Source organism: Pedobacter frigoris, assembly GCF_032678645.1.
GTDB lineage: Bacteria > Bacteroidota > Bacteroidia > Sphingobacteriales > Sphingobacteriaceae > Pedobacter > Pedobacter frigoris_A.
In genome coordinates this window covers 42,813-55,474 of the sequence record NZ_JAVTSP010000006.1, presented here as the reverse complement: position 1 = coordinate 55,474, position 12,662 = coordinate 42,813, and the positions used below count along the sequence as shown (strand labels likewise).

Below are 12,662 nucleotides of genomic sequence, written 5' to 3'. Positions count from 1 at the left end.
ATCCAGAAAAAGAAATTGGCCTATTGTTTGAGGAGTGCTTGTTCTACATATAAAAACTGCTTATGAAAAACTTTACTCAAAATGTTAAAATCATCCTTAACTTTTTCCCTTACCTGATCAGGAAAATCTATTTCAAGCCTTAACAGGGTTGCCTTATAATTAATAATAAGGTTTATCCGGCAAAGGCATTTATATTTGTATGAATGTTTACAGATATTTATAGCCCATTACAACAATTAAAGCATCCGTCAAGATACCAGGTCCAGGTTAAAAGAGATGATTTAATTGACCCATACATCTCGGGGAATAAATGGCGTAAACTCAAATACATACTTCAGAAAGTTCAGGAAGAATCTAAAAGTCACATTGTGACCTTTGGAGGTGCGTACTCCAGTCATTTGGTAGCTACCGCAGCAGCATGTTGCAGGGCCGGCTTGAAAAGTACCGCCTTTGTACGTGGTGAACAGGTGGACAATGAAATGCTTGCGCTATGTAAGCTATTCGGAATGAAGCTGATCTTTACCGACAGAACAAGCTATAAAGATAAAAACTCATTATTCAGCATTCACTATGGTGACGATCCCGATGCATTTTTTGTATACGAGGGTGGCGCCTGTACTGAAGCAGTGGAAGGCTGTGCTGAAATCATCAGGGAACTGCCCAATGACATAGACCATATATTTTGTGCTGCAGGTACCGGCACCACGGCCGCGGGCTTATTGAAAGGCATTCATCAGCGGGGCTTAAAAACGCAGCTCCATGTGATCCCTGTTTTAAAAGGCGGCGATTTTATAGCCGATGAAATTGCAGGCTATACCGGAAAATCTGATCAGCTAACCCTGCATACAGATTATCACTTTGGAGGTTATGCGAAAACACAACCAGAACTGATTCATTTTATGAAAAGTTTTATTGCCCAAGAAGGAATCCTCATAGATCCGGTTTATACCTCGAAGATGTTTTTTGCTATCGACGATCTGTTGGGAAAGGGTTACTTCAAAGCAAATGAAAAGATTCTGGCTATCCATACAGGAGGACTGCTGGGGATAATGGGTATGAAGGATAAATTTTAGTTACCTTTGATACATACCAAAAATAGAAGTTATGTATCAGCTAACTGTTACTCCGGACAAAGTAAACGAGACGTTAAGTAAGCACATTTTAGCCGATGGGTTTGACCTCACTTATGACATGGAAAAGAGCCGGGGAGTTTATATTTACGACTCTAAATACAGTCGCTCTCTATTGGATTTCTTTACCTGCTTTGCTTCTGTTCCGCTAGGTTATAATCATCCTAAAATGATCAATGATGAGGCCTTCAAAAACAGTCTGCTCCAGGCAGCATTGGCCAACCCTTCAAATTCTGATGTATATACACAACAGTATGCACAATTTGTTGATACCTTTTCGAGACACGGTATCCCACCCTATCTGCCCCATGCATTTTTTATCGCGGGCGGCGGACTCGCGGTTGAAAATGCCATTAAGGTAGCTATGGACTGGAAAGTTCAGAAGAATTTTGCAAAAGGCTACAAAGAAGAAAAAGGATTTAAGGTATTACACTTTGAAAAGGCATTTCACGGACGTACAGGATATACATTAAGCCTGACCAATACCCTTCCCGATAAGACCAAGTGGTTTGCAAAATTTGACTGGCCGAGAGTGGCTGTTCCTGTTGTAAAATTTCCTTTAGAGGATGAAAACTTAAGAGTAGCTATCGAAACCGAGCAAACTTCTATTACTCAGATTAAACAGGCTTTTGCCGATCATAAAGATGACATCTGTGCAATCATTGTAGAGCCTATCCAATCAGAAGGTGGTGACAATCATTTAAGAGAAGAGTTTCTGATCCAGCTGAAAACACTTGCCGATGAGAATGATGCGTTTTTGATTTATGATGAAGTGCAGACCGGTGTAGGACTGACCGGTAAATTCTGGTGCCACCAGCATTATAGCGAGAAAGCCAGGCCTGATATCATTGCCTTTGGCAAAAAGATGCAGGTATGCGGCATTTTAGTTGGCAATAAGGTAGATCAGGTAGAAAAAAATGTTTTTAAAGTTCCTTCACGCATCAACTCCACATGGGGAGGTAACCTGGTGGATATGGTAAGGTCTACGCAGATCCTGCAGATAGTAGCTGAAGACAATTTATGCGACAATGCTGCTGTGGTTGGGCAATATCTGAAAGAAAACCTTGAAAAGCTTGCCGGAAAATTTGATAAGATGAGTAATGTAAGAGGTAAAGGATTGCTTTGTGCATTTGATTTTCCTGAAAAAGCCATGCGTGATGCATTCATCAGTAAAGGAATGGAAAACAATGTGATGTTTCTAGGATGTGGTAATCAGACCATACGTTTCAGACCAGCACTTTGCATGGAAAAGAAACACATTGATGAGGGCATCTCTGTGATGGAACGTATTTTACCTGCGTTGTAATGGGAAATAAGAAAACCAACCTGATTTTAAGTGCCGGCATCATACTATTAGTAGGCTGGATGATTAAAGGGACTTTTAGTCAGCCCGGGATAGACGACCTGAAAGGAAGTTATACAGAGATTGCACACTATAGAAACGACAATAATACCGGACCGATTCAGCATATATATGCAGTTACGGTAAAGGATACGATTTGGACGGAGCTGGAAACTTATGGCAATTTTAAACCTCACCACAAAGGAGGCACAACCAAGGTATATTATTTTATGGAGGGAACCGCAGTTCCCGACAAGCTCTATGCGGGAAAGGTAAATTTTGATCCTTCATTTAATCATACCTGTATTGCCCTTTACGAAAAGACAGCAATGGGCAATACAAGTGTCACGAAAAATCCGTTTAACTAGTTCACCTTTATACGAAGGCCGAAAAACCGGTAATGGCGCGTCCTACGATCAGGGTGTTGATTTCTTTGGTGCCCTCATAAGAATAAATGGCTTCAGCATCAGCAACAAAACGGGCTACATCATATTCTAACAATATACCGTTACCTCCCATTACTTCCCTCGCCCGGCTAACCACGTCCCGGGTGCGCATAGAGCAAAATACCTTGGCCAGAGAAGCATGTTCATCTGTAAGCAGGTTTTGATCCTGTAGTTGCGATAAACGGAAGCAGAGTGTCTGCATAGCGGTCAAATTAGAAAGCATTTCTACCAGATGGTTTTGGATCAGCTGATAAGCCGCAATGGGTTTGCCAAATTGTTTACGTGTGCGGGTATAGTTGAGTGCGCTTTCATAAGCCCCTCTGGCACAACCTACAGCCTGCCATGCTACACCTGCCCTGGTCATTTTGAGTACTTTTGCAGTATCCTTAAATGAATTGGCATTTTGAAGCCTGTCTTCCTCATCCACTTCACAGTTGGTTAATGTAATCAAACCATTTTGCACAATCCGGAGCGCCATCTTATCCTGCATTTTCTCTACATTGAATCCTTTATTGCCTTTCCTGACCAGGAATCCTTTGACTTCGTTATCATCCAGATCACGTGCCCAGATGATGGTTATGTCTGAAAAAGTTGAGTTGCCGATCCACTTCTTCTGGCCATTAAGGATCCACTTATTGCCATTTCTTTTGGCCGTAGTGGTGAGTCCGCCAGCCGCTCCCGAGCCTACTTCCGGCTCGGTAAGACCGAATGCACCAATCGTCTTGAATTGCTGCATAGACGGCAGCCATTCCTGTTTTTGCTGCTCTGAACCCAGCAGATAGATAGAACCCATCGCCAGTCCGCTCTGTACACCGAAAAAAGTAGAAATAGAAGTATCAACCCTGGCCATCTCCATTGCGAGCATTCCTTCCATCAGATTTGATTTATTGGGACATCCATAGCCATTATAGGTAAGTCCGCATATATTGAGTTCTGCTATTTTGGGAATTAGCTCATGGGGGAATTCGGCTTTAAGCCAGTATTGATTTACAATTGGTTTTACTTCCTTTTCCAGGAAAGCCCTGACCTTTAGCTGAAGTGCCCTATCTTCATCTTTCAGTGCTTCATCACCAAGATGATAAAAGTCGCCTTCGATAGGCGGCAATTCCCTCTTTTTGGATGGAGTTTCCATCATTTTCATGAGTCCCTTTATTTGGGTTTCATCCAGATTAGAAACGGTATCGACGATTTTAGTAAGGTCAACCTTTTTTGAAAGTGCTTCGAGCTTTGCAAAATCAACACTTTTGAAGAGTGTATATGCATTTTTGAGGGAGGAAAAGATATTGGCCATATTCTGTTGTTTGTATAACAAAACAAAATATGGCCATTTTTGTTGGATTTACGAAATTTGATCCGTGCTACCTGAGGTTAAAAAGGTCATCTACTCCCAAAAGTTTACGCGAGGTAAATCCTTCTGCATAAGTAGCTCCTATTGATTTACCGAATTCGCGTGCCCTTCCGATTACGCTTTCGAAAAAGTCGGGAGAAGAAATGTAAGTGTCTGGCCCATCCAGTTCGGGATTAAAGAACTGCGTCTTGAAAGCTTTAATAGATGCTATTTTAGCATCCATATGATCAGTAATATCAACAATGATATCGGGCTTGATGTACCTGTCCTGAATATACTGAAGTACCATTAAGGGTCTCCACGGCTTTTGTTCGCTACCGTCCAGCTCTGTACTAATTTTGGCGAGGCCAGATAAAAAACAGGCGTCGTTAGCGAGATCTCCGGCTCTGCCATGATCAGGATGCCTGTCGTGCAAAGCATTGGTTAAGACAATTTCAGGCTGATACTTACGGATCATTCGGATGATTTCCAGCTGATGGTGTTCATCATTCTGGAAGAATCCATCCCTGAACCTTAAGTTTTCACGGGCATGTAGTCCCAGTATCTTAGCAGATTCAGCAGCTTCTAAATCGCGGGTTTCTGCCGTACCCCGGGTGCCCAGTTCGCCTCTGGTAAAATCTATGATTCCAACTTTTCTACCCTGTGTGATGTGCTTCACTATTGTTCCGGAACAGCCCAGCTCTGCATCGTCAGGATGAACGGCCAGTACAAGTATGTCTAACTTCATAATATTCAATTTGTGTATCTGTGGAGCGTTTTAAAACAGCTTTTGTATTTTCTTTTTTATTTTGGAGGACAAGGGCTTTGTAAAGGGGAAGAAATAATCGACAACTTCACCTTCCTTATTCACGAGATATTTGTGGAAATTCCATCTCGGGGTGGAGGTTTGAGTAAGTGTTTTAAATAATGGGTGAGCATGTTCACCACGAACGAATATCTTCTCAAAAACAGGAAACTGAACGCCATGTGTTACTTCGCAGTATTGATTAATGGCCTCACCTTCAAGAGGCTCCTGCCGGCCGAAATCATTTGAGGGGAATCCGAGCACTTCAAATCCCTGTCCGGCAAATTCTTCCCTTAATTGCTGCAGTTCCTTAAGCTGGGGTGCAAAACCGCAGCCAGATGCAATATTTACTATGAGTAATACTTTGTTCTTATAATCGGATAAACTTTTATCAGCACCATTCAATTTTAACTTGAACTGGTGTATGCTTTTTGTGTTTTCAGACATGATGTTATTGGTAATATCCTGAGGAAACAATGATGGATTCGATATCTCTATCTTCCTGGGGATTATATGTGCTCTTTAGGTTATGCCCCACAACCCTGGCTACGGACTGGTATACAAAGGCAGTGATTCCGCCTTTGGTCTCTTTTATGATGTCATAGGTTGTTCTTCCTACCTCACGATCGATTAGCTTCGTTAGAATCTGGCCCTGAGTTATGGTGAGTTCCTTTATTTCGCGGTTGAACATGTCTTTTATCTCTTTATCACATTGCTTGACCAGTTTCTTCTGTTCCTTTTTTACTGTAGTCTGCGCCAGATCCCTTTCCAGCTGTTCGTATCTTCGTTTTGCGAATAAAGCATAAGGCATTACTTTTAATACATTATACCTCAATCTGTCAAATGCGACACGGTCTGCCTGAGTTTTAAATATCCTGATTCCATAGATCGCAACTTCACGCAATGGGATCCACGCGATCATTTCTCCATTTTCATTAGTAGCAGCAACACGTATGGTATCATTTTTACCCAGCTGAGGCATTTTTACATCCATCTGTTTACTTGGTATTGCAGCAATTTGCCCTTTAACTGACGCACAGTTAATAATGACACTTAGCAGAAGAAATAACCTGTAAAATTTCATAAATTTATGCCCCTGTAAAGGTAAAGCTAATTTAAATTGCTGATTCCTATTTTAAACTCTAATATAATATTTTAACCTTTAAAGGCCATATTTTTTACGTAAATAATACAATACGTTAAATCCTAATGACAAACTTAATTTTGGATGAATTATTGTTTATAATTGGCATCATCTTTATAAAAAAAGATTAGATTTAAGGATACTACCACCACAAACATGCACATACCGATGAAGAACGCGCTAGTAATTGATTTAGAAGCAGAAAAGCAGGAGATATTAAAACGATACCGTGCACTTTTACGTGCCTGTAAACCAACACTTCAGAGAGGAGATAAAAAGGAGATCAGAAAAGCATTTGATATGGCACTGGAAAGCCATAAAAATATGCGCCGAAAATCAGGAGAACCATATATTTATCATCCGATTGCAGTAGCGCAGATTGCTGCTGAAGAAATTGGCTTAGGTACCACATCAATTGTATGTGCCCTACTTCATGATGTAGTGGAGGATACAGATATCACACTTGAAGACATTGAGCGTGAATTTGGGAAAAAGACAGCCAAGATCATTGACGGGCTAACCAAAATATCAGGGGTATTTGATTACAATAGCTCTTTACAGGCAGAAAATTTCAGGAAGATGCTGCTTACCCTGGCTGATGACGTTAGGGTGATCTTAATTAAACTGGCTGACAGGCTGCATAACATGCGGACTATGGATTTTATGCCCAGGCAGAAACAATTGAAAATAGCTTCGGAAACCATTTACCTTTATGCTCCGCTGGCGCACAGGCTTGGCTTATATGCCATTAAATCCGAGCTTGAAGATCTATCGATGAAATACCTTGAGCCCGACACTTACAAATACATTGCGACCCAGCTCAATGAAAAAAAAGCAGAAAGAACTTTATTCATCAAACGGTTTGTGGAGCCTATAAATGAAATTCTTGCTGAACAAGGTTTACATGCAAACATTTATGGCCGGCCAAAATCGATCCACTCCATCTGGAACAAAATGAAAAGCAAAAACATTCCTTTTGAGGAAGTTTATGACCTTTTTGCCATCAGAATTATATTGGACAGTCTGCCTGAGCATGAGAAAGCAGATTGCTGGAAAGCCTATTCGATAGTGACAGATCTATACAGACCAAATCCCGACAGACTAAGAGACTGGGTTTCATCGCCAAAAGGAAATGGCTACGAGTCGCTGCATACTACGGTAATGGGGCCAAAAGGCCAGTGGGTGGAGGTTCAAATCCGGACACAGCGGATGAATGAAATTGCAGAGAAGGGTTTTGCCGCACACTGGAAATATAAAGAGTCCAGCAATGACAATGGTCTGGATCAATGGATCATGAAGGTAAGGGAAATGCTGAATAATCCGGAAGCCAATGCACTGGACTTCCTGGACGATTTCAAGATGAACCTCTTCTCTGATGAGATTTTCATTTTTACACCTAAAGGAGCCCTGATACAACTGCCACTGGGTGCTACGGCGCTGGACTTTGCTTTTGAGATCCATACAGATGTAGGTGCCAAATGTATCGGTGCTAAGGTAAACCATAAGCTGGTTCCTTTGTCTTATAAGCTTCAGAATGGAGACCAGGTAGAGATCATTACCTCAGGCAAGCAGGCCCCAAAAGAAGACTGGCTGAACATAGTGGTTACGGCCAAGGCGAAGTCTAAGATCAAATCCTCACTAAAAGAAGAGAAGAGAAAAATTGCTGAGACCGGCAAGGAAACCCTTGAGCGTAAAATGAAGTCGCTAAAGATTACTTATAATACCGACAATCTGAATAAATTGAGTTATTTCTTTAAGCTACCCTCTACCCAGGAGCTGTTCGTTGCGGTGGCTAATGGCAAGATAGAACTCAAGGATCTGAAGGATTATCTGGCCAGTGAAAAAGAAATAGAAAACCGCGGAATGGAGCGGAGTGACCATCATCAGATTGAAACTTTACTAAACAAAGTAAAAGGGCCTGAATCCGATACCCTCTTGATTGGCGAAGATCTTCAGAAGATTGATTATACATTGGCAGCATGCTGCAACCCAATTCCAGGCGACGACGTATTTGGATTTGTAACAGTAAATGAAGGAATTAAGATTCATCGCACAAGTTGTCCGAATGCAGCACAATTGATGGCCAACTACGGATACCGGGTGGTAAAAGCGAAATGGAACAAACAACAGGAGCTGACTTTCCTAACAGGACTGCACATTATCGGAATTGACGATGTGGGATTAATCAACAATATCACGAAGGTAATATCCAATGATTTTAAAGTAAATATGCGTTCTATAACGGTAGATACTGATAATGGAATTTTTGACGGGTCAATCATGATCTTTGTAAATGACAAAGATCACCTGGACAACCTGATTAAAAATCTGTTGCAGGTAAAAGGCGTAACAGGAGTTACGAGGTTTGATGCCTAAAAATACTTCTAAATGATTAGCGTTTTATATAAAAATTGGTAACTTTGAAAGGAGTTTAAAAACTATGTCTACAAACCACAACAGCGAGCTGGTAAGAAAAATATTCGAAGCCTACCTCGAAAATAAAAGTCTGAGAAAAACGCCTGAGCGTTTTGCCATCTTAGAAGAGATTTATTCAAGAGATGATCATTTTGATGTAGAGACGCTTTACATCCATATGAAAAACCAAAAATACCGTGTGAGCAGGGCAACTGTATACAACACACTGGAATTACTGGTTTCATGTGACCTGGTTACAAAACATCAGTTTGGTAAAAACATGGCACAATTTGAGAAGTCTTATGGCTATCATCAGCATGACCATGTAATCTGCATAGACTGTGGAAAAGTGGTAGAATTCTGCGATCCCCGCATTCACCAGATTCAGAGTATGATTGGTGACCTGCTTAAATTCGAGATTAAACACCATTCACTTAACCTATACGGCAGTTGCTTTGATTGCACGGCAAAAGCAGCAATGAATACCCAAAGTGCTAACATTAAAAACGCTAGTTAATATATCCAATTATAAATATTTCTATTTTTAAATTTAAAGAATGACGCAAGTAGACGTGCTTCTGGGCCTGCAATGGGGCGATGAAGGCAAAGGTAAAATTGTTGATGTACTAAGTCCACAATATGATTTGATAGCTCGTTTTCAAGGCGGTCCGAATGCCGGACATACTTTAGAGTTTGATGGCAAAAAATTCGTTCTAAATACCATACCATCAGGTATTTTTAATGAAAAAACAATGAACTTAATCGGAAATGGTGTGGTAATTGATCCCATCATTTTAAAAAGAGAATTAGACAACCTGAAAACTGCAGGCCACGATCCTGTTGCTAAAGGAAAACTTGTTATCGCACGTAAAGCACACTTGATCTTACCTACACATCAGTTACTTGATGCTGCGAATGAGCAGAAAATGGGCAAGGATAAAATTGGCTCTACTTTAAAAGGTATAGGTCCGACTTATATGGATAAAACCGGCCGTAATGGGCTAAGAGTAGGTGACACCACCTTACCTGATTTCAAAGAACGTTATAACAGGCTTGTTGAGAAACACAAAGAAATCCTTTCTCACTATGAGTTTGAATACGATCTGACGGAGAAAGAAGCTGCTTTCTTTGAAGCGATAGAATTCATCAAAAACATTCCACATGTTGATAGTGAGCATTATGTAAACGGCTTTTTGAAAGAAGGAAAAACTGTACTGGCAGAAGGTGCTCAAGGCACTTTACTGGATGTAGATTTTGGTTCTTATCCGTTTGTTACTTCTTCCAATACAACAACTGCCGGTGCGTGTACCGGATTGGGCATTGCGCCTAATAAAGTTGGTCATGTATATGGCATCTTCAAAGCATATTGCACACGTGTTGGAGGCGGACCCTTCCCTACAGAACTTGACGATGAAGTTGGAGAAACACTTCGTAAAGTTGGTCATGAATTTGGTGCTACCACTGGACGTGCGCGTCGTTGTGGCTGGATCGATCTTCCTGCTTTAAAATATGCGATTATGCTGAATGGTGTAACAGAACTGATCATGATGAAAGCTGATGTTCTGGATGGTTTTGATACCATCTATGCTTGTACACATTATGAGCATAATGGCGAAACTATTGATTACATGCCGTATGATATCATTACTGTAAAACCTACTCCTGTGCTTAAAGAAATTCAGGGTTGGAAGACAGATGTAACTAAAATCACTAAAAACGATGAAATTCCAGCTAAACTGGCTGAATATATCGCTTTTCTGGAGCAAGAGCTTGACGTGCCTGTAAAATACCTTTCTGTAGGCCCGGACAGGACTCAAACACTGATCTTAGATTAAAATCTTAATCAAATATATTGTAAGGCGGCCAATGGCCGCCTTTTTCATTGGCTTTCATTTGCGAAATCCGCTGCTTATTATCTACATTTGCGCAACTAAATGAAGGTTGAGGATTTACATCTTTTTAAGCAAAAGGCATTGCAATGGGCCGGTAGTTTTGATAGCTGCTGCTGCCTCGATTCCAATGACTACCAGGATCCTTATGGGGCATTTGATTTTCTGATTGCAGCAGGGATCGACAAAAGCATTACGCATACCTCGGGCAATGCATTTGGATCGCTTAAGTCCTTTTACGATGAGCATCGGAACTGGATGTTTGGACTATTGGGTTATGATCTGAAAAATGAGACTGAGACCTTAAACTCTGCAAATACCGATGAATTAGGTTTTCCTGATTTGTTCTTTTTTATACCTCAATATCTTTTTGTCATAGCACATGGTGAGATTAAAGTACTGATTGGAAATGAAGAAGATATCTTAGATCAGATCAATAATTCAGCTCCTGAGGATAAGACCGCAGGGATGAGGCCAGAGATAATGAATAGAATAGCTAAAGATGCCTATATCAAAACGGTTAAACAACTACAGCAACACATTCTTAAGGGAGACCTTTATGAGGTCAATTTTTGTCAGGAATTCTTCGCACGTCATGCCAGTATTGATCCGCTTGGAATTTACAGGGAATTGAACAAGATCTCCCCTACTCCTTTCTCTGGTTTCTTTAAAATAAAGGATCGCTATATTCTATCTGCCAGTCCCGAGCGATTTATCTGCAAAAGACAAAACCGATTGATCTCCCAGCCGATAAAAGGCACGGCTAAACGAAGTGCAGACCCTGTTGAGGATGAATCTATCAAAGTTAGCTTGCAGCAAGACGAGAAGGAGCGCGCTGAAAATGTGATGATTGTAGACCTGGTGAGAAATGACCTTACAAAAAGTGCGGTGAAAGGCAGTGTAAAAGTTGAAGAGTTATTTGGGATCTATGGCTTCAGACAAGTTTATCAAATGATATCTACAGTGAGTGCGGAATTGGCTCCGGAAGTTCATATCGTCGACGTATTAAAAAATGCCTTTCCGATGGGTTCGATGACCGGAGCACCAAAGGTAAAAGCGATGGAATTGATAGAACAATATGAATCCAGCAAACGCGGGGCTTATTCAGGTTCATTTGGATACATCACACCTGATGGTGATTTTGACTTCAATGTAGTGATCAGAAGTATTCTTTATGACGCCGGATCAAAATATTTATCATTTCAGGTAGGCGGGGCCATTACTTATGCCGCAGATGCAGAACAGGAATATAAAGAGTGTCTGTTAAAAGCAGAAGCCATTATGCAAACTTTGGGGCATTAAAAAAGGCCGCCAATATTGGCAGCCTTTTATTAAAATCGCTTCTATACCTATGGCTTATAATATTTCTGAGCCTCAGGTAATGCATTTTGTATCCTTGCAATACGGGTGTTATCACTTGGGTGTGTACTCAAAAATTCAGGTGGTTTTTGACTACCGGAAGATGCCGATGCCATCCTTTGCCAAAATGCCGTTGCATTTTGAGGATTGTAGCCCGCCATAGCCATGAAAATAAGCCCTAGCCTATCTGCCTCAAGTTCCTGATTACGACCGTAGCTCAACATCATCAATGGAGTCCCTACACCATAAAGGGTATTAAAAATAGATTGTTGTTTCGCGTTATTAGAGGTTGCCACATTACCCAATACTCCGGCACCCTGAGCCACCATTTGCTGTGACATACGTTCGGCAGAATGACCTGCAATCGCATGAGCGATCTCATGTCCCATTACAGTTGCAAGCCCGGCATCATCTTTAGTAACCGGCAATATCCCGGTGTATACTACGATCTTACCACCCGGCATACACCATGCATTTAATTCTTTACTTTGCACAACATTTACTTCCCAGTTGTAGTTTTTAATTAGGTCTGCATGTCCATTGGCATTCATATAGCTTCTAACGGCTGCAATTAATTTATTGCCTACCATCTTGACTTTCGCTGCCTGGGCGTTGGACGCCGATAAAACAGCGCTTTTATTCTCTGTAAGGAACTCACTATAGGCCTGAAATGCCATTGGCAAAACCTGGTCATCACTAACGAGATTTAACCGGCTTCTTCCCGTTAGGGGAACAGTAGAGCAGGACGAGAAGGCTAACGCGACTACGGTTATGCCTGCAAATAATATACGTTTCATAAGTTTAA

12 protein-coding genes are annotated in these 12,662 nt (G+C 41.1%); 7 read left to right on the top strand and 5 right to left on the bottom strand.

Annotation, left to right across the window (positions count from 1 at the left end):
* The first annotated feature begins 203 nt into the window (after window positions 1–203).
* The 3 genes from R2Q78_RS17715 to R2Q78_RS17705 are packed head-to-tail and all read left to right on the top strand — an operon-like array spanning window position 204 to window position 2,840.
* A complete protein-coding gene (locus R2Q78_RS17715) occupies window positions 204–1,073 on the top strand; it encodes a 1-aminocyclopropane-1-carboxylate deaminase/D-cysteine desulfhydrase (protein WP_316793884.1) in 870 nt (289 codons plus the stop codon).
* A 31-nt stretch (window positions 1,074–1,104) separates the two neighbouring features.
* Window positions 1,105–2,436, top strand: coding sequence for an L-lysine 6-transaminase (lat, locus tag R2Q78_RS17710; RefSeq protein WP_316793883.1), 1,332 nt, complete (start codon window positions 1,105–1,107; stop codon window positions 2,434–2,436).
* Complete coding sequence (locus tag R2Q78_RS17705; protein ID WP_316793882.1) at window positions 2,436–2,840, top strand: hypothetical protein; 405 nt, start codon at window positions 2,436–2,438, stop codon at window positions 2,838–2,840. Before lat ends, R2Q78_RS17705 begins: the two co-directional genes overlap by 1 nt.
* 7 nt (window positions 2,841–2,847) lie before the next feature.
* Here R2Q78_RS17705 and R2Q78_RS17700 read toward each other — a convergent pair whose 3' ends face one another.
* The 4 genes from R2Q78_RS17700 to R2Q78_RS17685 all read right to left on the bottom strand — a co-directional run bounded on the left by R2Q78_RS17700 (window position 2,848) and on the right by R2Q78_RS17685 (window position 6,134).
* Window positions 2,848–4,209 (bottom strand): acyl-CoA dehydrogenase family protein, encoded by a 1,362-nt coding sequence (locus tag R2Q78_RS17700; RefSeq protein WP_316793881.1) that lies wholly within the window; start codon window positions 4,207–4,209, stop codon window positions 2,848–2,850.
* Between the two features lie 67 nt (window positions 4,210–4,276).
* The gene (gene bshB1 / locus R2Q78_RS17695) at window positions 4,277–4,993 is read right to left on the bottom strand and encodes a bacillithiol biosynthesis deacetylase BshB1 (protein ID WP_316793880.1); all 717 of its coding nucleotides are present in this window, start codon (window positions 4,991–4,993) and stop codon (window positions 4,277–4,279) included.
* Between the two features lie 30 nt (window positions 4,994–5,023).
* Window positions 5,024–5,497 carry a glutathione peroxidase gene (locus R2Q78_RS17690; protein ID WP_316793879.1) on the bottom strand — a complete coding sequence of 158 codons (474 nt, stop codon included), beginning with the start codon at window positions 5,495–5,497 and terminating at the stop codon, window positions 5,024–5,026.
* Between the two features lie 4 nt (window positions 5,498–5,501).
* Window positions 5,502–6,134 (bottom strand): DUF4294 domain-containing protein, encoded by a 633-nt coding sequence (locus R2Q78_RS17685; RefSeq protein ID WP_316793878.1) that lies wholly within the window; start codon window positions 6,132–6,134, stop codon window positions 5,502–5,504.
* A 228-nt stretch (window positions 6,135–6,362) separates the two neighbouring features.
* Between R2Q78_RS17685 and R2Q78_RS17680 the strand changes: the two genes are divergently transcribed.
* From R2Q78_RS17680 to R2Q78_RS17665, 4 genes are all read left to right on the top strand, one after another.
* Window positions 6,363–8,570, top strand: coding sequence for a bifunctional (p)ppGpp synthetase/guanosine-3',5'-bis(diphosphate) 3'-pyrophosphohydrolase (locus R2Q78_RS17680; protein ID WP_316793877.1), 2,208 nt, complete (start codon window positions 6,363–6,365; stop codon window positions 8,568–8,570).
* Window positions 8,571–8,634: 64 nt separating this feature from the next.
* Window positions 8,635–9,126: a transcriptional repressor gene (locus tag R2Q78_RS17675; protein WP_316793876.1), complete on the top strand. Its 492-nt coding sequence runs from the start codon at window positions 8,635–8,637 to the stop codon at window positions 9,124–9,126.
* Window positions 9,127–9,166: 40 nt separating this feature from the next.
* Window positions 9,167–10,444, top strand: a complete 1,278-nt coding sequence (locus R2Q78_RS17670; protein WP_316793875.1) for an adenylosuccinate synthase — start codon at window positions 9,167–9,169, stop codon at window positions 10,442–10,444.
* Between the two features lie 99 nt (window positions 10,445–10,543).
* Window positions 10,544–11,800: an anthranilate synthase component I family protein gene (locus R2Q78_RS17665; RefSeq protein ID WP_316793874.1), complete on the top strand. Its 1,257-nt coding sequence runs from the start codon at window positions 10,544–10,546 to the stop codon at window positions 11,798–11,800.
* Window positions 11,801–11,847: 47 nt separating this feature from the next.
* Here the strand turns inward: R2Q78_RS17665 and R2Q78_RS17660 are convergent, their stop codons facing one another.
* Window positions 11,848–12,654, bottom strand: a complete 807-nt coding sequence (locus R2Q78_RS17660) for a M48 family metallopeptidase (protein WP_316793873.1) — start codon at window positions 12,652–12,654, stop codon at window positions 11,848–11,850.
* Window positions 12,655–12,662: the final 8 nt, after the last annotated feature.